Source organism: Cupriavidus sp. 05L411, from assembly GCF_056398045.1.
Genome location: NZ_JBFTOQ010000042.1, coordinates 1 through 25,319, shown reverse-complemented (window position 1 = coordinate 25,319; position 25,319 = coordinate 1). Strand labels below are relative to the sequence as shown.

At 64.8% G+C, this 25,319-nt stretch carries 22 protein-coding genes; 15 read left to right on the top strand and 7 right to left on the bottom strand.

The window, feature by feature from the left end:
- Positions 1-34: 34 nt before the first annotated feature.
- The 11 genes from cpaB to AC1DQR_RS32180 all read left to right on the top strand — a co-directional run bounded on the left by cpaB (position 35) and on the right by AC1DQR_RS32180 (position 11,139).
- Positions 35-883 (top strand): Flp pilus assembly protein CpaB, encoded by an 849-nt coding sequence (cpaB, locus tag AC1DQR_RS32230; protein WP_416047797.1) that lies wholly within the window; start codon positions 35-37, stop codon positions 881-883.
- Between the two features lie 79 nt (positions 884-962).
- Entirely contained in the window at positions 963-2,810 is a 1,848-nt protein-coding gene (locus tag AC1DQR_RS32225; protein WP_416047796.1) for a type II and III secretion system protein family protein, read from the top strand.
- A 34-nt stretch (positions 2,811-2,844) separates the two neighbouring features.
- Positions 2,845-3,186 (top strand): hypothetical protein, encoded by a 342-nt coding sequence (locus AC1DQR_RS32220; RefSeq protein ID WP_416047795.1) that lies wholly within the window; start codon positions 2,845-2,847, stop codon positions 3,184-3,186.
- 26 nt (positions 3,187-3,212) lie between these two features.
- Complete coding sequence (locus tag AC1DQR_RS32215) at positions 3,213-4,505, top strand: pilus assembly protein TadG-related protein (RefSeq protein WP_477134452.1); 1,293 nt, start codon at positions 3,213-3,215, stop codon at positions 4,503-4,505.
- A gap of 9 nt (positions 4,506-4,514) precedes the next feature.
- Positions 4,515-5,024: a TadE/TadG family type IV pilus assembly protein gene (locus tag AC1DQR_RS32210; RefSeq protein ID WP_416047793.1), complete on the top strand. Its 510-nt coding sequence runs from the start codon at positions 4,515-4,517 to the stop codon at positions 5,022-5,024.
- Entirely contained in the window at positions 5,021-5,479 is a 459-nt protein-coding gene (locus AC1DQR_RS32205) for a TadE/TadG family type IV pilus assembly protein (RefSeq protein WP_416047792.1), read from the top strand. The genes AC1DQR_RS32210 and AC1DQR_RS32205 overlap by 4 nt, the downstream gene beginning before the upstream one ends.
- 25 nt (positions 5,480-5,504) lie before the next feature.
- A complete protein-coding gene (locus AC1DQR_RS32200) occupies positions 5,505-6,698 on the top strand; it encodes a CpaE/TadZ family protein (RefSeq protein WP_416047791.1) in 1,194 nt (397 codons plus the stop codon).
- 36 nt (positions 6,699-6,734) lie between these two features.
- Positions 6,735-8,096 (top strand): TadA family conjugal transfer-associated ATPase, encoded by a 1,362-nt coding sequence (locus tag AC1DQR_RS32195; protein WP_416047790.1) that lies wholly within the window; start codon positions 6,735-6,737, stop codon positions 8,094-8,096.
- A 36-nt stretch (positions 8,097-8,132) separates the two neighbouring features.
- The gene (locus AC1DQR_RS32190) at positions 8,133-9,110 is read left to right on the top strand and encodes a type II secretion system F family protein (RefSeq protein WP_416047789.1); all 978 of its coding nucleotides are present in this window, start codon (positions 8,133-8,135) and stop codon (positions 9,108-9,110) included.
- 78 nt (positions 9,111-9,188) lie between these two features.
- A complete protein-coding gene (locus AC1DQR_RS32185; protein WP_416047788.1) occupies positions 9,189-10,109 on the top strand; it encodes a type II secretion system F family protein in 921 nt (306 codons plus the stop codon).
- Between the two features lie 241 nt (positions 10,110-10,350).
- Entirely contained in the window at positions 10,351-11,139 is a 789-nt protein-coding gene (locus AC1DQR_RS32180) for a metallophosphoesterase (protein WP_477134451.1), read from the top strand.
- A gap of 138 nt (positions 11,140-11,277) precedes the next feature.
- On the opposite strand, the gene groL is transcribed toward AC1DQR_RS32180, so the two are convergent.
- Positions 11,278-12,921 (bottom strand): chaperonin GroEL, encoded by a 1,644-nt coding sequence (gene groL, locus AC1DQR_RS32175; RefSeq protein WP_477134450.1) that lies wholly within the window; start codon positions 12,919-12,921, stop codon positions 11,278-11,280.
- A gap of 40 nt (positions 12,922-12,961) precedes the next feature.
- Positions 12,962-13,252 carry a co-chaperone GroES gene (gene groES, locus AC1DQR_RS32170; protein ID WP_006160236.1) on the bottom strand — a complete coding sequence of 97 codons (291 nt, stop codon included), beginning with the start codon at positions 13,250-13,252 and terminating at the stop codon, positions 12,962-12,964.
- A 507-nt stretch (positions 13,253-13,759) separates the two neighbouring features.
- Between groES and AC1DQR_RS32165 the strand changes: the two genes are divergently transcribed.
- On the top strand, positions 13,760-14,764 hold the full coding sequence (locus AC1DQR_RS32165) for a zinc-dependent alcohol dehydrogenase family protein (protein ID WP_416047785.1): 1,005 nt from the start codon (positions 13,760-13,762) through the stop codon (positions 14,762-14,764).
- A 315-nt stretch (positions 14,765-15,079) separates the two neighbouring features.
- Here the strand turns inward: AC1DQR_RS32165 and AC1DQR_RS32160 are convergent, their stop codons facing one another.
- From AC1DQR_RS32160 to AC1DQR_RS32140, 5 genes are all read right to left on the bottom strand, one after another.
- Positions 15,080-15,295, bottom strand: coding sequence for a hypothetical protein (locus AC1DQR_RS32160; protein ID WP_416047784.1), 216 nt, complete (start codon positions 15,293-15,295; stop codon positions 15,080-15,082).
- Positions 15,296-15,884: 589 nt separating this feature from the next.
- Positions 15,885-16,337: a hypothetical protein gene (locus AC1DQR_RS32155; protein WP_416047783.1), complete on the bottom strand. Its 453-nt coding sequence runs from the start codon at positions 16,335-16,337 to the stop codon at positions 15,885-15,887.
- A 255-nt stretch (positions 16,338-16,592) separates the two neighbouring features.
- Positions 16,593-17,315 carry a Crp/Fnr family transcriptional regulator gene (locus AC1DQR_RS32150; RefSeq protein WP_416047782.1) on the bottom strand — a complete coding sequence of 241 codons (723 nt, stop codon included), beginning with the start codon at positions 17,313-17,315 and terminating at the stop codon, positions 16,593-16,595.
- 67 nt (positions 17,316-17,382) lie between these two features.
- Positions 17,383-17,991, bottom strand: coding sequence for a 2OG-Fe(II) oxygenase (locus AC1DQR_RS32145; RefSeq protein WP_477134449.1), 609 nt, complete (start codon positions 17,989-17,991; stop codon positions 17,383-17,385).
- Between the two features lie 122 nt (positions 17,992-18,113).
- On the bottom strand, positions 18,114-18,401 hold the full coding sequence (locus AC1DQR_RS32140; RefSeq protein ID WP_416047780.1) for a helix-turn-helix domain-containing protein: 288 nt from the start codon (positions 18,399-18,401) through the stop codon (positions 18,114-18,116).
- Between the two features lie 587 nt (positions 18,402-18,988).
- On the opposite strand from AC1DQR_RS32140, the gene AC1DQR_RS32135 reads away from it, so the two are divergent.
- Genes AC1DQR_RS32135 through AC1DQR_RS32125 form a run of 3 tightly spaced genes read left to right on the top strand, consistent with a single transcriptional unit; the run spans position 18,989 to position 24,918 of the window.
- A complete protein-coding gene (locus AC1DQR_RS32135) occupies positions 18,989-20,437 on the top strand; it encodes an efflux transporter outer membrane subunit (RefSeq protein WP_477134448.1) in 1,449 nt (482 codons plus the stop codon).
- A gap of 48 nt (positions 20,438-20,485) precedes the next feature.
- Positions 20,486-21,718, top strand: coding sequence for an efflux RND transporter periplasmic adaptor subunit (locus tag AC1DQR_RS32130; protein WP_416047778.1), 1,233 nt, complete (start codon positions 20,486-20,488; stop codon positions 21,716-21,718).
- Entirely contained in the window at positions 21,715-24,918 is a 3,204-nt protein-coding gene (locus AC1DQR_RS32125; RefSeq protein WP_416047777.1) for an efflux RND transporter permease subunit, read from the top strand. The genes AC1DQR_RS32130 and AC1DQR_RS32125 overlap by 4 nt, the downstream gene beginning before the upstream one ends.
- Positions 24,919-25,319 lie beyond the last annotated feature (401 nt).

Sequence of the window (25,319 nt, the reverse complement as noted above, 5' to 3'; positions counted from 1 at the left end):
TGCTGTCTAACGAACAACGGTAAGGGGAGTCATCATGAAAAACGCTCGAGCAATTCTGATGCTGTTCATCGCCCTGGTCGCGGGAGTCGCGGCGGTCGTCTCCGCCTCGCGATGGCTGGTGCAGCAATCTTCCAGTTCTCTCAAACAAGTCGTAGTGGCAACCAGCGACCTGAATCTCGGACAACCGCTCACCAATGCGCAACTGAGCCTGGTGAGCTGGCCAGCGGGAAGCGTGCCGCCTGGCGCGTTTGAGGACATCAAATCCCTCGAGGGACGCGTGGTTCGCACCAGCGTCCAACGCGGAGAGCCGATTCTCGACGCCAAGCTCGCTCCGCTGGGCACCAAAGGTGGGCTCTCTGCCGTGATTGGCCAGGGCAGGCGCGCCATCACCGTACGCGTCAATGATGTGGTCGGGGTGGCGGGCTTTGCCTTGCCAGGCAATCACGTCGACGTGATTGTCAACACCAACGAGACCGAGGCCAAGGGCGCGGGCAACGGCAGCATCTCCAAGATCGTGCTGGAAAAGATCCTGGTGCTGGCGGTAGCCCAGCAAGTCAGCCGCGACGACACCCAGCCGAAAGTCGTCAATGCCGTCACGCTCGAAGTCACGCCCGAGCAGGCAGAAAAGCTTGACGTCGCCCGCAGTGTGGGCACCCTGTCGCTCGTCCTGCGCAACCAGGTCGACGTCGCCGCGGTCAGCACCGGTGGTGCCACCAAGATCACGTTGCTCGGCACGCCGCCGACGGAACAGCCCGTCAAGGTGGTCACGGTCAATGCGCCGCACGCGCCGGCAAGACCGCGCCCGCTCGTAGCGACACCGGCCAGGCCGGGCCATTGCATCGGTGTGCTAGCCGGCATCCAGGGCAGTCTCGAATGTTTCTGATGGCCAGGGTGGCCGCCCAGCCAGATTCTATTTGGCAACTCTAGGCGCGATGTACAGCCTCTCCGGGGGGAGATACGAAATGAACAACGTCAATACGGAAGTCCTGAGTGGTGCCCGAGCCATTGCGCTCGCGAGCGTCGCAGGCGCAATCTTGTGCGTACCGTTGGCCGCCGCTGCCCAGGTGGCGGTCGAAGCTGGCGCCATCGCCAAATCCACCACCGCGGCGCCTGCCAAGGCAGCCATGGGCACGCCTGCCGGCGGCCCGGTGCAGATGACCATCAGCATGGCGCCCGCGCCGGCTGCCGCCGTGCCCGCGGACAGCCGTGGGCCGAACTGCACCGGCGCGATCCGCAACGAGAGCAATATCATCGTGCCGGTCGGCAAGTCATCACTGATCCCCCTGCCAGAGCCGGTACGCAACCGCACGCTCGGGAACCCGAATGTAGTCCAGGCCACCATGGTGTCGCCGCAAACCCTCTACGTGCTTGGCCGCAGCGTCGGCACCACGAACATGATCGTGCAAGGACGCAGTGGCGGCTGCAGCATCATCAACGTGGTGGTCAACGCAGACGCCGGCGGGCTCCAGACCTCGCTGGCGCAACTGATGCCCGGCGAATCGCAGATCCGCGTGCTGACGGCCGCTGACAACCTGGTGCTCTCAGGCAGCGTTTCGAACGCGCAGGCCGCGCAACAGGCCATGGAGATCGCCTATGCGTACGCCGCGGCGGCGCAGGGCGAGGGCAACAAGAAAGGCGGCGTCCTCAACATGCTGTCTGTTGACACGCCACAGCAGGTCATGCTCGAGGTCAAGGTGGCCGAAGTGTCGAAGACGTTGCTGAATCAGCTCGGCTCGGCGGTCAACCTCCAGGGCGGCTTCGGCTCCTGGAGCGGTGGCCTGGTGACCTCGCTGCTGAGCGGCGCGTCGGGCGCCATCTTCGCCAACAAGGCGAACAACCGGCCCTTCAACGTGGCCGTCGATGCGCAGAAGAATGACAGTCTGGTGAAGATCCTGGCCGAGCCGAACCTGGTCACCATCAGCGGCCAGGAAGCGAGCTTCCTCGCCGGCGGCAAGATCTATATCCCGGTGGCGCAAAGCAATGCCCTCGGTGGTGCATCCACCATCACCCTGCAACAGGAGGAGTTTGGCGTTGGCCTGAAGTTCACGCCGACCGTACTGGCAAATGGGCACATCAATCTCAGGGTGGCGCCCGAGGTCTCCGAGCTCTCGCCCACCGGCGCCACGGTCAGCGGCAGCAGCCTGACGGGCCAGACCATCCTGCCTTTGATCACCACCCGCCGCGCTTCCACTACCGTGCAGATGCGGGATGGAGAGAGCTTTGCCATTGGCGGCCTGCTGCAGAACAGCGCACGCGGCTCGCTAAAGGCATTGCCGGGCGCCGGCGAGGTTCCCGTGCTGGGCACGCTGTTTCGCAGCACGTCTTTCCAGCAGGACCTGACCGAGCTCGTGTTCATCATCACCCCGCATCTGGTCCAACCCATGCAAAGCGCATCCTATCCGCTGCCAACCGACAGCTTCTCGACACCGAACCCGCTCGCGCTCTACCTGATGGGCAATATGGAAGGCTCCGGCAAGAAGACTGACGCACCGAGCCCGACGCCCTCGCAGCCAGCCCCGGCAGCTCCCGCGCCGGCAGCGGTCCCGGCAGCGCCCGCTCCGCAGGCACCAAAGGCTCCGCTGAGCATGGTTCCGGCAGCCAAGCCGCTGGATGATGTGCCCGTCATCTCCCCGCCCGCGCCCCGGGCGAGCGCTGCGGGCGTTCCGCCGGCAGACGCTGCCGCGGCGCGCATCGCGCGCATCGAAGCCACCGCGGCACGGCTGGCGCAGGCGCGCGCCGCTACCACTGCCAGCCCCGGCGGCCTGGCGCCGGACAAAGCCCGCCCGGCCGAAACACCAAGCGCCAACTGAGCTGCCGAAGCGTCCGTCCACGAGGAGAACCACCATGAACAAGAACCTGAAGTACGCGCGCCGCGCCGCTGTCACGCTGGCAGTGCTTGGCAATCTGACCCTGTCCGCCTGCATGACTTCGACGCCAAACTGGGACAAGCATTTTGGCGAGGCCGTTACCACCGTGACGCGCTCCCAGATCATCAACCCCGACGCGCCCGCTGGACTGCCATCGCTGACGGGCACCGATGGCAAGACCGCCGTGGCCGCAATGACCAACTACGAGCGGTCGCTGATACGCCTGCGCCCCGCCGGCACCGGCGCTGCAGGTGGCATGGATTTCGGTGCGGGGGGCTACGGCGGCGTCGGCATGGCGGGCGGTGCGGGAACGCGCTGAAATCGGTTTGCTCGGGGAGACTCATCATGTCCAAATCAATGCTTCGCAGAACCGCGCTGTCGAGCCATCGCGCCCGGCAGCGCGGGGCGGTAGCGATCATCGTTGCGATCGCACTGGTCATGCTGGTGGGCTTCCTCGGCCTGGCGCTCGACCTGGGCAAACTCTACGTCGCCAAGAGCGAACTGCAGAACGGCGCGGATGCCTGCGCGCTGGCTGCCGCTCGCGACCTGACGGGAGCGACACCGCTCACCGTCTCGGAAGCGGCGGGAATTACCGCCGGCCTTCGTAACATGGCATTGTTCCAGAGCGAGTCGGTACAGCTTGTCGCCAACCAAAGCGTGACATACAGCGACGCATTGGCCGACCCCTTCCTGGACAAGAACAGCGTCAGCTACCCGCTCGCCAGCATCAAGTACGTCAAATGCTCTGTCAGCCGCGCCGGCATTGCCAACTGGTTCGCCCAGGTGCTCAACTTCCTGCCGGGCGTGAGTATCGGGCCCACAACCGTCGCCTCGTTCGCGGTGGCAACCACCGGCTCGGCGCAGACGACCTGCGCCATCCCCGTCTTTGTCTGCAAACCCAGCACCATCAGCCCGCCACAGTCCCCCTACACCACCGGGCAGTGGCTGGTGACCAAGCTCGACTCCAGCAACAAGGGTACCTACGGAGGTGGCAACTTTGGCTGGGCGGACCTGGGCGGAGGCAACAGTGCCAGCCAGATTGCGAAGCAACTTGACGGCGCGGGACAGTGCAACCTGCCTGCCCAAGGGACATTGATTGGATCTGCCGGCAACAAGGCATCACTGGCGGATGACTGGAACAGCCGCTTCGGCATCGTCAAAGGCTCGAAAGTACTAGGCGTGACCGACTTTACGGGATTCACATACAACGACACCACCTGGACGGCAAAGAGCAGCGCTTACGACGGCAGCTCCGTGGATACATCGGGCAAGACCCAGCCGAACTTCCTTGCCGCGCGCAAGGCCTATCGTGCCTATCAGGGCGACTCCGTTACCGGGCTGAGCACACAGGGCAATGCCGCCCCCGCCGCTTCGTACCAGAGCGGCGCGGATCGTCGCCTCGTGCTCGCACCGATTGTGGACTGCTCCGGTTTCGCCAACCCCGGCAACCATAGCGCACCGGTAATAAGCTGGGCCTGCCTGCTGATGATCGAGCCTATGCAAACCGGCGGAAACATCGACTCCGTGCGGCTCGAGTACCGGRGCGACTCAAGCGCGCCAGGCAGCCCCTGCGCGACGCAAGGCATCCCTGGCGCAGGTACTGGCGTAGGGCCGCTAGTGCCGGTTCTCGTGCAATAGGAGGAGATCATGAAGACAAGAAAAATGCTCCTGGCGCGCCATCGCGGCGTGGCGGCCGTCGAGTTCGGCATTCTCCTGGTCCCCATGCTGCTGATGGTCTGTGGCGTGGCGGAATTCGGGCGTGCCATCTACCAGTTCGACACCCTGACCAAAGGCACGCGCTCCGCCGCCCGCTACCTGTCGCAGTTCTCTCCGCTGGATATCAGCTATCCGACGGGGCCGGCGAAATGCCTGGCCGTCTACGGCAATACCAGCTGCTCGGGCTCAGCGCTCTCGACCGGCCTCACTACATCGATGGTAGTGATCTGCGATAGGGTCGACGCATCAGGCTGCCCCGGCATGTCATTCGCCAACGTGAGCACCTACGACAACAGTACGGGCACTGGCACGCCGGCCGGCACGATCAACCTCGTCACGGTAAAAATCACCGGATATACGTACTCGCCCATCCAGACCTTCATCAATGCAAGCGGATTGACCTTCACCGACATCGCTACCGTCATGAGGCAGGTACTATGAAAACGCGAACCCACTTCCTCCGGCCTGCGCGGCAGCGCGGCGCGACTGCTGTCGAGTTCGCCTTGATAGCCGGCATCTTCTTCCCCCTGCTGATTGGCATCGTGGAGTTCTCCCGCGTGCTGTTTTACTGGAACACCGCAGCCGAGGCAACACGGCTTGGCGCGCGCATGGCCATCGTCTGCGACGCCGACGACGCGATCATCAAGACCAAGATGCGCTCACTGTTGCCACTGCTCAGCGCCTCCAACATCCAGCTCAACTATCTGCCAACTGGATGCGACTCCGATGTGGTCACCGCGCGGGGCACCTGCCAGAGCGCAACCGTCAGCATATCCAACGTCTCGGTACGCACGTTCATCCCCTTGCTTCCGATCACGCTGACCATGCCACCCTTCACATCCACGCTGTCCCGAGAGAGCATGAACTCGTCAAGCGGTGGATCGGTTTGCAGCTAGATTGCCCGAGATTGGAGAACGCACCATGTTGAAGATCCTGATCGCATCGGAAGATGCCCAAAAACTTGACGAGATTTCCCGCCTGAGCGCAGGGATCGGGAACTTCCAGACCATGTCGCTCCTGGAAGGACCGGCCCGCTTTCCGTTCCATGGCAGCCAGATGCAGCTGGCGGATCTCCTCATCATCGAGCAAGCCGTCGTCGGGGCATCGCAGATGCATAGCATCGAAGCCTTGCGCGAGCAGCACCCCGAACTGCCTTGCATTCTTGTCACGCCCAACCCGAGCTCCGACTGCCTGATCAAGGCCCTGCGCGCAGGTGTGCGCGACGTCCTCGCGTGGCCGCTGGACAGGACGCAACTGGCGGAAGCGTTGCGGCGGGTGGAGGCCAGCCATGTGCCCAGGAATCGCGAGATGGCGCAAGTGATCTCGTTCATTTCATGCAAGGGCGGTGCGGGCACCAGCTTCCTCGCCAGCAATCTCGGGTATGCGCTTGGCGCCCAGTTGGGAAAGCGCGTCCTGGTAATCGACCTGAACCGGCAGTTCGGAGACCTGACCTACCTTGTCAGCGACAAGCCGCCGCCCTCCACCCTCCCGGAGATCTGCAGTCAGATCGAGCGGATGGATGCGGCGTTCCTGGATGCCTGCCTGACGCATGTCGAGAGCAATTTCGACATCCTGGCCGGGGCCACCGACCCGATCAAGGCAAGCCAGATTCAGAAAGAGAAACTCGAGTGGATACTCTCAGTGGTCCAGCCGGTCTACGACTTTGTGATCGTGGACATCGGACAGGCGCTCGACCCTCTGTCCATCGGCCTGCTGGATCGCAGCGATCGCATCTGCGTCGTCGTCGAACCAACCATCGCCTTTGCACGCCCGGGACGCCGCCTGCTTGATATCCTGCGCGCCCTGCACTACTCGGCCGACAAGGTCCACATCTTGCTCAATCGCGAGGGCCGCCGCAATGCGCTGGCCCGCTCGGCCCTGGGTGACGTGTTTGGCATGAGGATCTTCCACGCGCTGCCCGACGATTCCTCGGCGGTCGACGAGGCAATCAGCCACGGAGAGCCGGTCGCAAAATCCCACAAACGCAGCGCCATCGCCAAGGCGATCCTGGCATTGGGTACGCAGTTCGTTGCCGCAACCGGAGCCGAGCGCCGTGCGCAACAAGACAGCGTGTCGCCGTTGCGCAAGCTGATGCTGCGCACGCGCGCAACCTGAGCCACCGAGTTCCTGATTCCCTTACCGGAGATCATCATGTCAATCCGCGATCAACTGTCGAGCCCCAGCCAGCCTGCCTTCATCGCCAATGGCCATGGGGCAATCCAGTTCCCGCCGACCCCGGCGAACTACCGCTCGTTCAAGCGGACCATCCATGAGACGGTGCTGGATCGTGTGGAGCTCGAACGGCTGGCACGCTTCCCCCAGGAGCAGGTCCGGCAGGAAATCAACATGCTGGTGAGCAGCATCATCGAGGAAGAGAAGATCCTGCTCAATGACGCCGAGCGCAGGCTGCTCACCTCGGAGGTCTACGACGAGATGTTCGGCTTCGGGCCGCTTGAGCCACTGCTGCAAGACCCTACGGTTTCCGACATCCTGGTCAACACGGCGAAACAGACCTTCGTGGAGCGGCGCGGCAAGCTGGAACTCACGGATGTCACCTTCTACGATGATGCACACCTGATGAAAGTCATCGAGAAGATCGTTTCGCGGGTCGGCCGGCGCATTGACGAAACCAGTCCGATGGTGGACGCGCGGCTGCCGGACGGCTCGCGCGTCAATGCGATCATTCCCCCCTCCGCCATCGATGGTCCCTTGCTATCGATCCGGCGGTTCGCCGTCAATCCCCTGCAGGTAGCCAACCTGGTCGAACTCAAGAGCCTCACGCCGCCGATGGCACAGCTCCTGCAAGCGCTAGCGCACGCCAAGGTGAACGTGCTGGTGTCAGGCGGAACCGGCAGCGGCAAGACCACGCTGCTGAACATCCTGTCGGGCTTCATTCCCGAGAGCGAGCGTGTCGTCACCATCGAGGATGCCGCGGAACTCCAGTTGCGCCAGCCGCACGTGCTGCGACTGGAAACGCGGCCACCGAATATCGAAGGCAAGGGTGAGATCACGCAGCGCGCCCTGGTACGCAACGCGCTGCGCATGCGCCCCGACCGCATCATCCTGGGCGAGGTGCGAGGTGGTGAGGCGCTGGACATGCTCAATGCGATGAATACCGGCCATGAGGGTTCGCTGACCACCATCCACGCCAATACACCGCGCGATGCGCTTACGCGCCTGGAGAACATGGTCAGCATGGCCGGCCTCAATCTTCCACCGAAGGCAATCCGGCAACAGATATCCTCGGCAATCACCGTCATTGTGCAGGCGTCCCGGCTGACTGACGGGCGCAGGAAGATAGTCAGCATCCAGGAGATCACCGGCATGGAGGGCGAGATCATCAACATGCAGGAGATCTTTACCTTCCAGCGTACCGGTGTAGCCCAGGATGGCACGGTCAACGGGCACTTCCGAGCCACAGGCGTGTACCCGAAGTTTGCCGAACGCCTGCGCGTGTTCGGCGTGGGCTTGCCCGACGAAACCTATGACCCGGCAAAGCGCTTTGACGTCTGAACCGGCCAGCGGCACAGAGAACGCGGGGAGAAGAAAATGAGCTTCATATTTTATGCCTTCATCATCTTGTTGTTCGCTGCGGTGGTGCTTTGCATCGAAGGCGCCTACCTTTGGTGGAACAATTACCACGGCCCGGCGGCGAAGCGGATCGAGGCCAGGCTGCGATCGCTGTCGGCCGGCGGGCAGGTCAGCGCGGAGACCCTGTCGATCCTGAAGGGGCGCATGCTGAGCAACACGCCGTTGCTGCAGCGCTGGCTGCTGATGCTGCCTCGCGTCGGCGGGCTCGACCGATGGCTCGAGCAATCCGGGAGCACGTGGTCGGTTGCGCAGCTACTCGGCTATTGCGGGCTGGTCGCGCTGTGCACGCTGGCGCTCGTGCCGCTGCTGCCCGTGCCACCAGGACTGGTGGTACTAGGCGCGTTGCTGGTTGGCTCATTGCCTGTCTGGCATGTCATCGCACTTCGGCATAAACGCCTCAAGCAACTGGAGACGCAATTGCCCGATGCTGTCGACATGATCAGCCGCGCGCTACGCGCGGGGCACTCCTTCTCGGGTGCGCTGGGGATGGTGGGGCAGGAGGTAAAAGACCCGATGGGCCGCGAATTCCGGACTACCTTTGAGGAGATCAATTACGGAGTCGCTCTCGACGAGGCAATGACAAACATGGCAATGCGAGTGCCGATCAACGACTTGCGCTACTTCGTGATCGCGGTACTGATACAGCGCGAGAGCGGCGGCAACCTTGCCGAAATTCTCGACACGATCGGCAACCTGGTGCGTGAACGCCTGAAGCTGTTCGACAAGATCAAGGTGCTCTCGGCAGAGGGGCGCCTATCGGCCTGGATACTGGGCCTGCTCCCGTTCGCCACCGCGGGACTGATTCTCGTGGTGAATCCGGATTTCATGACAGTCCTATGGCAAGACCCGATAGGCCTCAAGATGGTCGGGATGGCGCTGGGAGGAATGACGCTCGGCGTCGTCTGGATGCGCCGGATCATCCGTATCCGGGTCTGAATGTACGCGACCCAGAAGTAGGCAGAATTCTCGATTCCGGAGGCGATCATGCAAGGTGTCCATACAGAGCAGGTCCTGATGCTGGTTCTCATTTTCGTGGCGGCGTTCGGCGCGGTGTTCGGTTTGCTGCTGACATTCACGCCAAGCCGGGCACGCGAGAGGCTGGGGCAGATAGTCGGTACGGCCACGGGAGCCGGCACGGGGCAGGACAATGCCTGGCTCGACAACCTGGTGCGGTGGGCCAGGCCCGTGTCCCGCCTGTCGTTGCCCAAGGAGGGTTGGGAAGGCTCGCAGATGCGCGTGCGCTTCATGAACGCAGGCTGGCGCAGCAGCGCTGCGCCGCATCTCTACTTCGCCGCCAAGACGGTGCTGGCCATCGGGCTTCCCATGCTGGCGTTGGTAGCGGTTAGCGGCATGCCGGCGTTCCAGGGGCAGTACAAGACCGTAGCGCTCCTGGCAGTACTAGGTGCGATTGGTTACTACCTGCCCAATGCCGTGCTATCGCGCAAGGTGGATAACCGCAAGCGCGCGGTGTTCGAGGAGTTTCCGGACGTGATTGATCTGCTCACGGTTTGCGTGGAGGCCGGGCTCGGGCTCGACGCGGCGTTGATGCGCGTGGCGGATGAACTCGCGCTGCGCTGCCCGGTACTTGCCGACGAGCTGCAATTGATGCTGCTGGAACTGCGCTCTGGTTTCGCCAAGGACAAGGCGCTGACCAACCTGGCACTGCGCACCGGTGTGGATGACGTGGACAAATTCGCATCCATGCTGAACCAGGCCGACCGGTTCGGCACGAGCCTGGGGGAGTCGCTGCGGGTGCTGTCCGACATGCTGCGAACCAAGCGCCGCATGCGTGCTGAGGAACAGGCCGCGAAGATTGCGCTGAAACTATTGTTCCCCTTGATCTTCATGATCTTCCCGACTCTGCTGCTAGTGTTGCTTGGACCCGCATTCATCCAGATTTATCGGGTCTTGCTCCCGACCATGTCCGGCCAGTGAGCTGGCTGCCTCGCCTGGCTGGACGTCGCTCCCTCGATTGTCTCCCGGTGCAATGCCAGGGAGCCAGTCTTGCCCGGACTTTGTCCGGGCATTTTTKCTGGCGGCACAAATAGCCAGCATGCCCGCCGGCGGGCGGCGAACGGTGCGACGCGCCCATGACGCTTGACCAGGTCTTCGCTCGCATGAAGAATACAGGCAGGCCCCTTGCCGTCGGCGCGTCGGCATTTCGCACGGAGACCCCATGAAGATCCGCATCCTCAGCGACCTGCACCTCGAACACGACGCCCCCACATCCGTACCCGCCTGCCCCGCCGACTTGGTGGTGCTGGCCGGCGATATCGCCAACGGCCGCGCTGGCGTCGACTGGGCCGCGCGCACCTTTTCGGGGCCGGTGGTCTATGTGCCGGGCAATCACGAGTACTACGAGAGCGCCTTCGAGCAAGTGGATGCGGAGATGGCGGAGGCCACCGGGGCGGCGCCGCATGTGCGCGTGCTCAATGACGCGGTGGCTTGTTTCGACAACCTGGCAGGCGAGCCGGTGCGCGTGATCGGTACCACCTGGTGGACCGACTACGCGCTGTTTGGCACCGGCCGGCGCGAGGAGTCGATGCTGGCCTGCGCCGGCGTGATGGTCGACCACCGCCTGATCGAGGTGGCGGATGGCAACGGCCAGCACCGCCGCTTCACCGTGGCCGATGCCCTGGCGCGGCACGAGGCGGCCAGCGCCTGGCTGGCAGAGCAACTCGCCACGCCCTTTGCCGGCAAGACGGTGGTGGTGACTCACCATGCGCCGGATCTCGGCAGCCTCGACCCGCGCTTCTCCCACGACCTGGTCTCCGCCGGATTCATCTCGCGCAGGCCGGACCTGGTCGCGCAGGCCGACCTGTGGGTGCACGGCCATACGCATACCGGCTTCGACTACCGCCTGGAAGATGCGCGCGTGGTGTGCAACCCGCGCGGCTATATCCGCCGCAAGACCGGCGAACTGGAGAACCCGGCCTTCGACTGGTGCTACACGGTGGAGCTGTAAGCCTTTCCCGCGACGGCGCCCCTTCGGCCGGTACTGTCGCCCCATAAACAAAAACCCCCGCCGGCTCGCGCCAGCGGGGGTTTTTGCTACTACGGGTGATGCGGGTACAGCAGGCTGCCGTTTGGCAGGCCGGCAGATTTACATCATGCCGTCCATGCCGCCCATGCCGCCCATGCCGCCCGGCATTGCCGGAGCCGAGTCATCCTTCGGCAGTTCGGCAACAGCGCAGTCGGTGGTCAGCATCAGCGATGCGACCGAAGCAGCGTTCTGCAGCGCGGTGCGGGTCACCTTGGTCGGGTCCAGCACGCCCATTTCCACCAGGTCRCCGTACTCGCCGGTGGCRGCGTTGTAGCCGTAGTTRCCSTTGCCTKCGATCACCTTGGCCACGACGACCGAAGCTTCTTCGCCAGCGTTCAGCACGATCTGGCGCAGCGGCTCTTCCATGGCGCGCAGCACGATCTTGATGCCAGCGTTCTGGTCAGCGTTGTCGCCGGTCAGGTTGGCGATGGCAGCGCGAGCGCGCAGCAGGGCCACACCGCCGCCGGGGACAATGCCTTCTTCCACGGCTGCACGGGTTGCGTGCAGTGCATCTTCCACGCGTGCCTTCTTTTCCTTCATTTCGACTTCGGTGGCTGCGCCAACTTTGATCACTGCAACGCCGCCAGCCAGCTTGGCCACGCGTTCTTGCAGCTTTTCACGATCGTAGTCCGAGGTCGCTTCTTCGATCTGGGCACGGATTTGCTTCACGCGTGCTTCGATCGAGGCTGCGTCGCCGTGGCCGTCGATGATGATGGTGTTTTCCTTGCCGATTTCGATGCGCTTGGCTTGACCCAGTTCTTGCAGGGTTGCCTTTTCCAGCGTCAGGCCGATTTCTTCAGCGATCACTGCACCGCCGGTCAGGATGGCGATGTCTTCCAGCATGGCCTTGCGGCGGTCGCCGAAGCCCGGAGCCTTGACAGCAGCGGTCTTCAGGATGCCACGGATGTTGTTCACCACCAGGGTCGCCAGGGCTTCGCCTTCGACGTCTTCAGCGATGATCAGCAGCGGGCGGCCCGACTTTGCCACTTGTTCCAGCACCGGCAGCAGGTCACGGATGTTCGAGATCTTCTTGTCGAACAGCAGGACGAACGGGTTGTCGAGGGCGACAACTTGCTTTTCCGGGTTGTTGATGAAGTACGGCGACAGGTAGCCGCGGTCGAACTGCATGCCTTCCACGACTTCCAGCTCGTCGGCCAGCGACTTGCCGTCTTCCACGGTGATCACGCCTTCCTTGCCGACCTTGTCCATCGCTTCAGCGATCAGCTTGCCGATCACTTCGTCGCTGTTGGCCGAGATCGAGCCAACTTGCGCGATTTCCTTGCTGGTGGTGGTGGTCTTGGTCAGCTTCTTCAGCTCTTCGACCGCGTTCACCACAGCCTTGTCGATGCCGCGCTTCAGGTCCATCGGGTTCATGCCGGCGGCAACGTACTTCATGCCTTCGCGCACGATCGACTGGGCCAGCACGGTTGCGGTGGTGGTACCGTCACCGGCGTTGTCGCTGGTCTTGGAAGCCACTTCCTTGACCATTTGCGCGCCCATGTTCTGCAGCTTGTCCTTCAGCTCGATTTCCTTGGCCACGGACACACCGTCCTTGGTCACGGTCGGGCCGCCGAAGCTGCGCTCCAGCACCACGTTACGACCCTTCGGGCCCAGGGTAACCTTGACTGCGTTGGCGAGAATGTTCACGCCTTCGACCATCTTGGCACGGGCGGCGTCGCCGAATACTACGTCTTTAGCTGCCATGTTCTGAATCTCCTAAATCTGTACGAATGGGGTGCGTGGATTACTTGTTCACCACAGCCATGATGTCTTCTTCGCGCATGACCAGCAGTTCCTGGCCATCCACCTTCACGGCCTGGCCGGCATACTTGCCGAACAGCACGCGGTCACCCACCTTGACGTCGAGGACGATCGAAGCGCCCTTGTCGTCCTTCTTGCCGGGGCCCACGGCGAGCACTTCACCTTGATCAGGCTTTTCGGCAGCGTTGTCGGGAATCACGATGCCGGAAGCGGTCTTGGTTTCATTGTCCAGACGCTTCACGATCACGCGGTCGTGCAAAGGACGCAGATTCATACGGACTCCTTGGTACAAAAAGTGATTTAAGGTTCACAAAAATGACCGCCAGCACTGACGGCCAGCAGAATTAGTACGCTGGGAGAGGTCTGTTAGCACTCATGCCCAACGAGTGCTAATTATAGGGACGGGGGGTAGCGTTTTCAAGTCAACGACTTGATACGTGTTTACCCTGGAATTGTGAAAATCGTTATGGGGCCTGGCCGCGCGGCGAGATCTTTATTCGCGTCCCAATGGAATTCAGACAGATTTCGCCGAAATAAAAGTTACCCATGGATCACCAACTCAGTGTCTCGGGGGCGGATCATCACATGCCACCCGTGGTGTTGCCTGCGGCACTTTCGCCTGCCGTGCGACCCTCAACGTCACCCACATCCACGCCGGTGTGACAAGAAGCCAGCCCATTCAAAACTGCATGGCAAGAGTACAGAAGCGTTGATTTACGAACGTGCCTGCCTGGCCAAGAATGGTCACACCAACCCTTCGCCAACCCATCCGGAGCGCATCATGTCCCACCCCACCATGCTGGCCCTCATCGTCGAATCCGCGGGCGCGCCGTTCACGGCCATCCAGCTTCCCAGGCCAGTGCCCGGCCCCGGCCAGGTACTGGTGCGCATTCTGGCCAGCGGCGTCAACCCGCTCGACACCAAGATCCGCGCCGGCCAGGCGGGGCACGCCCGCCACCCCTTGCCCGCCGTGCTGGGGCTGGACCTGGCCGGCGTGGTCGAAGCCGTGGGCGCGGGCGTGACGGCCTTCGCGCCAGGCGACGAGGTCTATGGCATGACCGGTGGCGTGGGCGGCCTGCAAGGATCGCTAGCGCAGTACGCGGCAGTCGATGCCGACCTGCTCGCGCGCAAGCCCGCCACGCTGTCGATGCGCGAAGCCGCCGCGTTGCCGCTGGTGTTCATCACCGCGTGGGAAGGCCTGGTCGACCGCGCGCGCGTGCAGCCTGGCCAGAAGGTGCTGGTGCATGGCGGCGCCGGCGGCGTGGGGCATATCGCGGTGCAGATCGCCCGCGCGCTCGGGGCGCAGGTGTATGCCACGGGCTCAGCCGCGCAGAAAGCGATCATCGAGGGCTATGGCGCCACCGCGATCGACCATGCCGCGACATCAGTCGCGCAGTATGTCGACCAATACACCGCGGGCGAGGGCTTCGACGTGGTCTACGACACGGTGGGCGGCTCGGTGCTGGACAATGCGTTCCTCGCGGCGCGCACCTATGGCGGCCATGTGGTGAGCTGCCTTGGCTGGGGCGTGCACGCGCTGGCGCCGCTATCGTTTCGCGCAGCCACGTATTCGGGCGTGTTCACGCTGATGCCAATGCTCACCGGCAAGGGCCGCGCGCACCACGGCGAGATCCTGCGCGAAGCGGCGCGGCTGGCCGATGCGGGCAAGCTCTCCGTGCGGCTCGATGCGCGGCACTTCACGCTCGACAGCGCCATCGATGCGCATCACGCCATCGAGACGGGCACAGCCAAGGGCAAGCTGGTGGTGGAGATTGCCGGGGACTAAGCGTCTGCGCGATTGCCCGGGCGCTCGATGGTCGCGTCCAGGAAGGCGCATCCAGCGTCAGCAGGGCATGGCCCTCGCCATCCGCGCGCGGCGGTGCCACGCCGGGCGCCGAGTAGAGCGCGTAGTCCATGTGCATCAGCGATCTTGATATCGCTCCAATCCATCCGGGAATTCGCTGACGTTACCGACGTTACGTTTGGGAGGTGTCGGATTCGGCGCGGCCAGGCAAGTCGCAGGCGGCTGCACGATGATGGCACGGCAGGGTGGCGGCAACAATAGCGCGTTCGCCGGCGGCGGGCCGGCATCCCGTCAACGTCAGGCGGAAGGCGTCCGCCCCTCCAAGGCCCAGTAGTCTGGCACTTCCCGGCTGGGACTGCGCAGCACCAGCATGCAGCCGCACTGGCGGCAGCGGTAGGCATAGGCGGCGCCGTCCTGGGCCCGCGCATTGGCGCGCGCGGCCACCAGATCCTCGTGCGGCGGCAGGTGTCCTGGCCTGCCGGCCTGGCGCTTGCATCGCTCACACGGCGACATGGATTTACCTCAGGTTGATAGGGGGCATGGTTCCATCCTGCATAGCAGGATGTAGGATGGCAGCAGGAAAATTGGTGCAACGCACCATAATTATAGGCGCCTTGCGATCCTTTTCCAGATATATAGCGGTCTATGCGTTGCCTTGCGGCGCAACGAAACGATGCCTCGCCAGGGCCGCTGCGGCCAGGCTAGCGGACAGCAGGCGTGGGCACTGTGAGGAGGTCTCGCCGCGCATCTGGATTCGCTTCACCGCGCGCGGACAATTCGCCCGGAGGCCGTTCCCGCGGTGGCTCGGCCAGCGGCACCGTGACGACGGCGAACACGGAAAACGGGCACCAGAAAGATGGCCTGAAGAGACTCATTCTGCGGATGACGATGGCGCCGGCAAGAAACGGTGAAGGCTCTGAAAAGCGGAGGACCGGCAAGGCAGCGCCTGGTCGATCCGGCTTCAGGATTGGTGGGCCCTGCCCATCTTAACGACCGAATCGGCGGATGGTTGAGGCTGTCATCAACTATTCATGAAACCCGCAAAATACGGCGCGCACCTGGACGGAGTACATCCAGGTGCCACGCAATGTACGCCGCCGCTTTACTGCCCGGAAGCCGCGTCGCGCGCCTTGCGCTTGGCGGGCCGGCCCGTCTTGACGGTCTCGACCTGGGCTACGACGGCCAGCAACTGCCGCTCCGGCAACGACTCCAGCATCTTGAGCCCGGCCCGCAGCAACTCGCTCTTCTTCACGTGCGCGCCGCCGTTCAGGCAGCGCCGCTTGAGTTCCGCCAGCTTGGCATAGTCCCACTCCGGCATGGTGAAGCTGTCGCGCACGACCTTGGCCTTGGCAGGCTTCTGTGCCTTCTCAGTCTTCTCTGCTTTCTCGGCTTTCGGTGCGGCAGCCACGGTCTTGACCGCTTCAGCCTTGGCAGCCTTGCCTGCCGTCTCCGTCTTACTGGCGCGCGTGACCGGCCGCTTCACTGCGGTGGCTGCCTTTTTCTGCGCCGCGGCGGGCGCGGGCGCACGTGTGCGCCCATTCGAAACCGTTGCCATGCATCCTCCTGTTTTGATCGCAGTGGTATCAAAACAGTATATATCGTTTATATCGTTGATTTTCGCCGGCGGCGCGAAAGGAACAAAAGGAGGAAAGGCAGGAAGCAGCCATCGCCGTCAAGCGGGACGGGGCCATGCAGACACGGATTTCGTCAAAAAACCTGCCATCCCCGCGAAGGGAAAAGTATCGGCCGGCCCCGCCACGATCTTAGCCGCCGGTTATTTCATTCTTGCGACGAAGCACAAGCTCCCGCGCTACGTGCCAGGCGCGGACTCGCTGGCGATGGCCTGCAGCGCCGCCTTGTCGCATAACGTCAGGCGCCCGTATTCCAGGCGCAGCACGCCCTGCTTCTCCCAGTCCTTGAGCTGCCGGTTGACGCTCTGGCGGGACACGCCAAGCATATGGCCCAGGTCTTCCTGGGAGAGCTTGAGCGCGGCGGGGGCACCGGATGTCCGCACACCCGGCATGCCGTGGGTGGACAGCGCGTGCGCATGCTCGACGGCAAGCAGACGCCGCGCCAGCCGCACCGGGAACGGCATCAGGATCACCTCGTCGATCCACTCCAGTGCGCTGCGGTAGCGCTGGCAGATCAGTTGCGTGAACTCCATCAGCCAGCGCGGCTCGCGCGCAATCAGCGCATGGAAGGTGGCGGCGGGAATCACCAATAGTTCGCTAGCCTCTGCGGCGCGCGTGTCGTACACGCGATGCGCGTCGATGAAGAGCGAGACCTCCCCAAACCACTGCCCGGGCTCCAGCAGGCTGACCACGGCCTCGCGCCCGTTCTGCGCCGTGCTGCTGACCTTGATGGCGCCGCGCTCGACACAGAAGAGCGCGTCCGGGTTGGAGCCGTAGGTAAACAGCACCTCGCCCTTGACCAGTTGCCGCCGCATGGCATGCGACCGGAGCAGTGCTTCGAGCTCGGCCGAAAACTGTCCAGCGGCGGTGTCGTCTTCGTGCGGCTTCGGTCGTGTGCTCATGCCTTTTCCCCGGGGTGCTGGTTACGCTGGGTTACGCTGCTGATGCCGCTTAGGTGGCTCAGGCGGTTCAGGCCTGATCGGTACGGAACCAGCCGGTAAGTGCCCAGCGCGTCTTGTGGCAGGGCAATACTTCATGTGGAACCAGGTCGCTGCGGAACACGACCAGCCGCGCGCGCTGCGGCAGCACGCGGTGCAACTCGGTGGCGCCGTCGTCCTGTCCGTAGAGCGCGAGCTCGCCGCCATCGCGCTCGCTCCATTCAGGATTGAGGTAGAGCACCAGCGAAATCTTGCGATGCAGGGTCGCCCGATGCTGGTCCACGTGCTTCTTGTAGGCGGTACCGACCGGATAGTGCGAGAAGTGGAATTCCTCGCGCTTCAAGCCCAGGAAGTAGCGCTCGTTCAAAGCCTCGCGCAAACCCGCAGCCCAGGCCTGGAAATCCGCCCTGGCCGCGCCGGCGGGCGCGTCATCGAGCCACAGGATCGAATCGCCGCGAATGCCCGCGTCGCGGGCGGTGGCTTCGCCCCGCCCGATGCGGGCCGGATGGAACAGGCCGGCCCCCCACGCCGCGCGGCTCTCGGCATGCAGCCGCGCCGCCAGCGTGGTGTCGATGAGATCGTCGGACACGGCCCAACCGTGCTCTTCCAGGGCAACAAACAAACGTTCCAGGGCTGACATGGATGGGAGACTTCGTGCTGGGGAAACGTCAAAACGAAAAGGGCCACCTGGACAACAGGAGGCCCTTGGCGCGCAGGCGCGCATTTTAACAGCCCCGGGCTGCAGCCATGCCGGCAGCCGGCCTACGACGACCCGCTGCTGTCGAGATACTCCAACGCCAGGCTCACCGCGCGGCGGGCCTTGAGCACATAGATCACCTGCCGGTCACGCACGACCAGGGCCAGCACATCGGCCTGCATCAGTTCATTGAAATGGTGGCTGGCGCGCGGCAGGCTCAGCCCGGCGACGCCAGCCAGGTCGAACGCCGGCATGCCAGCTTCGCCCGCCTCCAGCAGCGCGCGGCAGATGGCGGCACGCGCTGGCACTGTCAGCAGCGCGTACGTCAGTGTGCTTTCTTGATCGGTCTCCATGGCCACGCCTTCCCGCTCGTCGTCCAGATGTCATGTCGTTATATGCGTCGGCCGGCCGTACGGATTGCCGCAGCCCTTCCGCCGCGACCGCCTGACACCTACTTTCTACGCGGCAGGCGCAGCAAATGCAACCCGCCGGGGCTCGCTGGCGCACAATTACACAAGATTACAACAGGCTGCGACAGCCCGCCCGTGGCGGCTCGCGCGGCGCCGGGGCGTCCTCTGCGGCGCTGATGCTGGCTCGCCTTTTGCCGCGCTGCACAAGCCGGCATCCACCCGACATCCACCCGCTGCAAGATACCGTAACAGGCACGCGCGCCCGCCGCGTGCCGCATCCGTGGGTGTATTTCGCGCTTCACTTGGCGGCGCAAGCCGTGGCGCTGCCCGGCGCATCGGCGTAAGCGAGTGAAATATTCAGTAATGCGCAGCGCGTTTCACACATTCCCGCGCCGCACTATCCTTGCCATAAGACCCGCCCGCGCGACGCCGCTCAGGCGGCGTGCGTGCGCGCGGAAACCAACCCGCCAGCCCGGGCAGGAAACGACAAACAACGGCATCGCCTCACGAAAGTCCGTCATGACTATCGCATGCTTCTCGCCTTCATGAACGCCGCGCGTTTGGTCTCGCCGCGCCTGCTCTGCATCGCCCTGGCGTCTGCCTGGATGGGCGGTTGCGCGGTCGGGCCGGACTATCAGCGCGCCCCGGTCGAGGCCCCCGCCGCGTATCGCGAGGCCGTGCGGGACGATCATCAATGGAAGGTCGCCGAGCCTCGCCCGGTGGATCTGACCCAGGCCTGGTGGGTGGGCTTCGACGATGCCCGCCTGAATGAACTGGTGGGGCAAGCCAACGCAGCCAACCAGAGCCTGCGCCAGGCCGAGGCCCAGTACCGGCAATCCCGCGCGCTGGCGCAGGCGGCGCGGGCCGGCTTGTTTCCCACGCTCGGCGCAGGCGTGGCGGTGGGGCGCGCGCGCACCAACACGCTGGGCATCCAGATGGTGTCCAACACCCATGCGGCTAACCTCGATGCCAGCTGGGAAATCGACCTGTGGGGCCAGGTGCGGCGCAGCATCGAAGCGGCCAGCGACAACGCGCAGGCCAGTGCCGCCGACCTTGCCGCTGCGCGCCTGACGATCCAGGGCGAGCTGGTGCAGGACTATATCCAGCTGCGCGTCACCGATGTGCTCAAGGCACTGTATGCCCGCACCCTGGCTGCGTATGAAGAATCGCTCAAGCTGACCCAGAGCCAGTTCCGCGCAGGCGTGGCTACCTCGGGCGACGTGGCGCTGGCGCAGGTCACGCTGAACGCGGCGCAAGCGCAGGCGATCGACCTGGACGTGCAGCGCAACCAGCTGGAGCATGCCATCGCCGTGCTGCTGGGGCGCGCCCCAGCCGAGTTCACGCTGGCGCCAGAGCCGTTTTCCATGCGCCCGCTGGCAGTGCCGCCGGGGCTGCCTTCGGCGCTGCTGGAGCGCCGCCCCGACATCTCGGCGGCCGAGCGCCGCATGGCGGCGGCCAATGCCAATATCGGCGTGGCGCGCGCTGCGTACTTCCCGTCGCTGGTGCTCTCCGCGGTGGGCGGCGCCAGCAGCGGCAGCCTGGCCAACTGGTTCGGGCCGCCTGGCCGGGTGTGGTCGCTGGGCGCGGCGCTGGCCGGCACCATCTTCGACGGCGGGCTGCGCAACGCGCAAAACKACCAGGCCGTGGCGGCCTACGACGGGGCGGTTGCGGCGTATCGGCAAACCGTGCTCAGCGGCATGCAGGAGGTGGAAGACAACCTCTCGGCGCTGCGCGTGCTCGACCAGGAAGTGGTGGTGCAAGACCATGCGGTGGACGCCGCCCGCGTGGCGGAGCGCGTGAGCCTGGCGCAATACCGCGCTGGCACCGCTTCCTACCTCGCGGTGGTAACGGCACAGGCCCTTTCCTTGTCTAACGAACGGACCGCGATCCAGTTGCGTGGCCGGGAGCTTGCCGCCAGCGTGGCGCTGGTCAAGGCGATCGGCGGCGGCTGGCAAAGCGATGCGCTGGCGCAACCCTGATCCCCTGATTCCCCGATCCACATCGGCACACCACTTCCAAGGCAATCCATGGCGACCCAGTCCTCCCGCCGCAATCCCGTTCTGATCGGCCTGGCCGTGCTCGCGCTGGCAGTCGTGGTGTGGTTCGCAGTCGGCCCGCTCAAGCGTATGGTGACACCGCGCCGGGCAGCGCCGCCGGCGCCGGCTGTCTCGGTGACCAGCGCGCAGGTCAAGCGCGAGGACGTGCCGATCGGCCTGTCCGGCGTCGGCACGGTGCAGGCCATGGCCACGGTGACGGTCAAGCCACGCGTGGACGGCCAGCTCGACCGCGTCGGCTTTGTCGAAGGCCAGGACGTCAAGGCCGGGCAGTTGCTGGCGCAGATCGACCCGCGCACGTTCCAGGCGCAGCTGCAGCAAGCCATGGCGCAAAAGGCGCGTGACGAAGCGCAGCTAGCCAATGCGCGCCTCGACCTGCAGCGCTACGAGGGCCTCATCAAGGAAAACGCCACCACGCAGCAGACGCTGGATACCCAGCGCGCGCAGGTGGCGCAGCTGGCCGCCGCGGTGAAGACCGACGAAGCGCTGGTCAAYGTCGCCCGCGTGCAACTCGACTACACCACCATCACCGCGCCGCTGTCCGGGCGCGTTGGCGCGCGCCTGGTCGACCCGGGCAATATCGTCCACGCCGCCGACGCCAACGGCCTGGTGGTGATCCGCCAGATCGACCCGATCGACGTGGTGTTCACGCTGCCCGACGGCGAATTCCAGCGCATCAACGGCGCCATGCAGGCCAGCGGCGCGCCGCTCGCGGTGCAGGCCAGCGAGCGCGCCAGCGGCCAGTTGCTGGGACAAGGCAAGCTGATCCTGCTCAACAACACCATCGACACCACCTCCGGCACCATCCAGTTGAAAGGGCGCTTTCCCAATCCGTCGCACACGCTGTGGCCCGGCCAGTACGTCAATGCGCGGCTGGTGCTCGGCGAGCGCGACCAGGCGCTGACCATCCCTGCTGCCGCCGTGCAACGCGGCCAGAGCGGCACCTATGTCTATGTGGTGCAGGCGGACCATACGGTTGCGTCCCGCGCGATCGAGGTGGCGGAGACCCAGGACGCCAAGGCCGTCGTGGCCAAGGGGCTGGCGGTCGACGAGCGGGTCGTGGTGGACGGGCAGTACAAGCTCAAGCCCGGCACCCGCGTGAACGAGACGGCCGCGGCCACCACCATAGCGGATGCCGGCGCAGCGCCCGCCTCCGCGCCTGCCGCCGGTGTTCCGGCAAACCGCGCCGGGAACGCACGGCCATGAGCATTTCCGCGATCTTCATCAAGCGCCCGATCGGCACCTCGCTACTGGCGCTGGCCGTGCTGCTGGTCGGCGTGGCCGCATGGCCGCTGCTGCCTATCGCGCCGCTGCCGCAGGTGGATTTCCCCACCATCCAGGTGTCGGCGAACTTGCCCGGCGCCAGCCCGGAGACCATGGCGTCGAATGTGGCCCAGCCGCTGGAGCGCCAGTTCTCGCTGATCGGAGGGCTTACGCAGATGACGTCGACCAGCGCGCAGGGCAACGCCCAGATCACGCTGCAGTTCGACCTCAACCGCAGCATCGATGCCGCCGCCGTGGACGTGCAGGCCGCCATCAATGCCGCCAGCGGGCAATTGCCCGGCAACCTGCCCACGCCCCCGACCTTTCGCAAGATCAACCCGGCCGACTCGCCGATCCTGGTGCTGGCGGTGCAATCCGACACGTTGCCGCTGACCGAGGTCAACGACTTCGCCGACAATGTGCTGGCGCAGCAGATCTCGCAGATCTCCGGCGTCGGGCTGGTCAATATTGGCGGCCAGCAAAAGCCGTCGGTGCGCATCCAGGTAGATCCGCAGAAGCTCTCGGCCATGGGCATGAGCCTGGAGGACCTGCGCGGCGTGATTGCCGCCACCACGGTGAACCAGCCCACCGGCAGCACCGATGGCGCCACCAAGGCCTTCAACGTCTACACCAACGACCAGGTCACCAAGGCGGCAGCGTGGAACGACATGGTGCTGGCCTACCGCAACGGCGCGCCGGTGCGCGTGCGCGATGTCGGCGTGGCGGTGGACGGGCCCGAGAACGCCAAGCTGGCAGGCTGGGGCTTTGCCGGCGCCGCCGCGCCGGCGGACAACACCTTCCACAACGGGCGCGCCATCATCCTGGCCATCACCAAGCAGCCAGGCGCCAACGTGATCGAGACGGTGGACCGCATCCGCGCCGCGCTGCCGCACCTGCAGGCCGCGATCCCTCCCACCGTCAACGTCAACACGCTGGCCGACCGCACCCAGACCATCCGCGCCTCGGTGGCCGATGTGGAGTTCACGCTGGTGCTCACCATCGCGCTGGTGGTGATGATCATCTTCGTATTCCTGCGCAACGTGGCCGCCACGGTGATCCCGAGCGTGACCGTGCCGCTGGCGCTGATGGGCACCGCCGGCGGCATGTACCTGCTGGGCTACAGCCGCGACAACCTGTCGCTGATGGCGCTCACCATCGCGGTGGGGTTCGTGGTGGACGATGCCATCGTGATGCTGGAGAACATTTATCGCCACGTCGAAGACGGCATGGCGCCGATGGACGCCGCGCTCAAGGGCGCCGCGGAAATCAGCTTCACCATCGTGTCGATCTCGGTCTCGCTGGTGGCGGTGTTCATCCCGCTGCTGCTGATGGGCGGCATCGTGGGGCGGCTGTTCCGCGAGTTCGCCGTGACCGTCACGCTCACCATCGTGGTATCGGTGCTGGTCTCGCTGACGCTCACGCCGATGCTGTGCTCGCGCTACCTGACCCCGCCTCGCGGCCATCATCACGGCCGCATCTACCAGTGGTTCGAGCATGGCTTCGACGCCATGCTGGCGAGCTACAAGCGCGGGCTGGACGTGGTGATGCGCCACCAGTTCTTCACCCTGTGCGTGTTCATCGCCACGGTCGCCACCACGGTGGCGCTGTTCATCTACATACCCAAGGGCTTCTTCCCGCAGCAGGATACCGGCTTTATGTTTGGCATCGCGGAGTCCGCGCAGGACGCGTCGTTCAAGTCGATGAACGCGCGCATGGTGCAGCTTGCCGACATCGTGCGTGCCGACCCCGATGTCGCCGCGGTGGGCATGACCGGCGGGCAGAATACGCTCAACACCGGCAACTTCTTCATCAGCCTGAAACCCAAGGACGAGGGCCGCACCGTCAGCGCCGACGAAGTGATCGCGCGGCTGCGGCCCAAGCTGGCGCAGGTGCAGGGCGCCAACCTGTTCCTGCAGGCCGGGCAGGACATCAACGTGGGCGGGCGGCTGTCGCGCACGCAATACCAGTACACGCTGATGGACTCCAGCCTGGATGAGCTCAACCAGTGGGCGCCGCGCATCCTGGAGCGCCTGCGCGCCCTGCCCCAGCTCGCCGACGTGGCGTCCGACCAGCAGAACGCCGCCGCCGCCGCGCGCCTGACCATCGACCGCGCGCGCGCCTCGAGCTTCGGCATCACGCCCGCGCTGATCGACTCCACGCTGTACGACGCGATCGGGCAGCGCCAGGTCGCGCAGTACTTCACCCAGATCAACAGCTACCACGTGATCCTGGAAGCCACGCCCGCGCTGCAGGACGACCCGCGCTTGTTCAGCAAGCTGTATGTGACCTCGCCGCTGACCGGCGAGCAAGTGCCGCTGTCCACCTTCGTCAAGATCGACACCGACAGCACCGCCTACCTCTCGATCAGCCACCAGGGGCAGTTCCCCGCCGTCACGATCTCGTTCAACCTGGCCAAGGGCGTGGCGCTGGGTGATGCCGTCAAGGCCATCAACAGCACACTGTCCGGCATGGGGCGCCCGCAGACGCTCTCCGGCTCGTTCCAGGGCACGGCACAGGCCTTTGGCGCCTCGCTTGCCTCCCAGCCCTACCTGATCGCGGCCGCGCTGGTGGCCGTGTATATCGTGCTGGGCCTGCTGTACGAAAGCTACATCCACCCGCTCACCATCCTCTCCACCCTGCCTTCCGCCGGCGTGGGCGCGCTGCTGATCCTGCTGGCCGGCGGCTATGACCTCAGCGTGATCGCGCTGATCGGCATCATCCTGCTAATTGGCATCGTCAAGAAAAACGGCATCATGATGGTCGACTTCGCGCTCACCGCCGAGCGCGACCACGGCATGAAACCGGAGGAGGCCATCTACCAGGCGTGCCTGCTGCGATTCCGGCCAATCATGATGACCACCATGTGCGCGCTGTTGTCCGGACTGCCGCTGATGCTCGGGCATGGCGCTGGCTCGGAGCTGCGGCGGCCATTGGGCTTTGCGATGGTGGGGGGGCTGGTGCTGTCGCAAGCGCTGACGCTGTTCACTACGCCCGTGGTGTATCTCTACCTGGATCGCGCGCACTATTGGTATGTGAACCGCAAGGAACGGCGGCAGGCACGGCGCGAGGGACGTGAGCACGCGCGCAGCGCGCAGGCCGAACGCGAGAGGCAGCAGGTGCTGGCGTCCGGAGAGGGAGATTGAGACACGGCACAATGAGATCTCTCGCTCTTGCGAGCGCCCGCCCTCTCCCCCGGCCCCTCTCCCACAAGTGGGAGAGGGGCGCCGACCAACAGCAAGATCAACCAACTGTGGTAGCCGTGTTTCCCGCCCGAAGGGGCGGGAAACACCCACGGCGATGCGAAGCGAGCCGTCAAGGTGTGCCAAGGCCGTATGGGGCGCCTCGGGATTCGGCGAAAAGAGCGGAAACGAGGGACCCATGTCTGAGTATCGCCTTAAGGATCGCCTGAAAAACTCAGTTTCGTGACCCGGGCGTCTTATCGACACCATCGCGGTTTGGATCTCCGCGGCTCTCCGGCTGGTTGCGTCAGCGCAATCCCGTTCTCTACCCGGTTGGGAGGCCATTTGGCCCCTCAATCCTCAAT

Excerpts from the sequence above, each read along its gene's own strand:
- AC1DQR_RS32150 (WP_416047782.1), bottom strand. The coding sequence starts at position 17,315 with ATGAGCACACGACCGAAGCCGCACGAAGACGACACCGCCGCTGGACAG.
- AC1DQR_RS32145 (WP_477134449.1), bottom strand. The coding sequence starts at position 17,991 with ATGTCAGCCCTGGAACGTTTGTTTGTTGCCCTGGAAGAGCACGGTTGG.
- AC1DQR_RS32140 (WP_416047780.1), bottom strand. The coding sequence starts at position 18,401 with ATGGAGACCGATCAAGAAAGCACACTGACGTACGCGCTGCTGACAGTG.
- AC1DQR_RS32210 (WP_416047793.1), top strand. The coding sequence starts at position 4,515 with ATGAAGACAAGAAAAATGCTCCTGGCGCGCCATCGCGGCGTGGCGGCC.
- AC1DQR_RS32160 (WP_416047784.1), bottom strand. The coding sequence starts at position 15,295 with ATGTCGCCGTGTGAGCGATGCAAGCGCCAGGCCGGCAGGCCAGGACAC.
- AC1DQR_RS32165 (WP_416047785.1), top strand. The coding sequence starts at position 13,760 with ATGTCCCACCCCACCATGCTGGCCCTCATCGTCGAATCCGCGGGCGCG.
- AC1DQR_RS32190 (WP_416047789.1), top strand. The coding sequence starts at position 8,133 with ATGAGCTTCATATTTTATGCCTTCATCATCTTGTTGTTCGCTGCGGTG.
- AC1DQR_RS32125 (WP_416047777.1), top strand. The coding sequence starts at position 21,715 with ATGAGCATTTCCGCGATCTTCATCAAGCGCCCGATCGGCACCTCGCTA.
- AC1DQR_RS32195 (WP_416047790.1), top strand. The coding sequence starts at position 6,735 with ATGTCAATCCGCGATCAACTGTCGAGCCCCAGCCAGCCTGCCTTCATC.
- AC1DQR_RS32220 (WP_416047795.1), top strand. The coding sequence starts at position 2,845 with ATGAACAAGAACCTGAAGTACGCGCGCCGCGCCGCTGTCACGCTGGCA.
- AC1DQR_RS32225 (WP_416047796.1), top strand. The coding sequence starts at position 963 with ATGAACAACGTCAATACGGAAGTCCTGAGTGGTGCCCGAGCCATTGCG.
- AC1DQR_RS32205 (WP_416047792.1), top strand. The coding sequence starts at position 5,021 with ATGAAAACGCGAACCCACTTCCTCCGGCCTGCGCGGCAGCGCGGCGCG.
- AC1DQR_RS32155 (WP_416047783.1), bottom strand. The coding sequence starts at position 16,337 with ATGGCAACGGTTTCGAATGGGCGCACACGTGCGCCCGCGCCCGCCGCG.
- AC1DQR_RS32200 (WP_416047791.1), top strand. The coding sequence starts at position 5,505 with ATGTTGAAGATCCTGATCGCATCGGAAGATGCCCAAAAACTTGACGAG.
- groES (WP_006160236.1), bottom strand. The coding sequence starts at position 13,252 with ATGAATCTGCGTCCTTTGCACGACCGCGTGATCGTGAAGCGTCTGGAC.
- AC1DQR_RS32185 (WP_416047788.1), top strand. The coding sequence starts at position 9,189 with ATGCTGGTTCTCATTTTCGTGGCGGCGTTCGGCGCGGTGTTCGGTTTG.
- cpaB (WP_416047797.1), top strand. The coding sequence starts at position 35 with ATGAAAAACGCTCGAGCAATTCTGATGCTGTTCATCGCCCTGGTCGCG.
- AC1DQR_RS32180 (WP_477134451.1), top strand. The coding sequence starts at position 10,351 with ATGAAGATCCGCATCCTCAGCGACCTGCACCTCGAACACGACGCCCCC.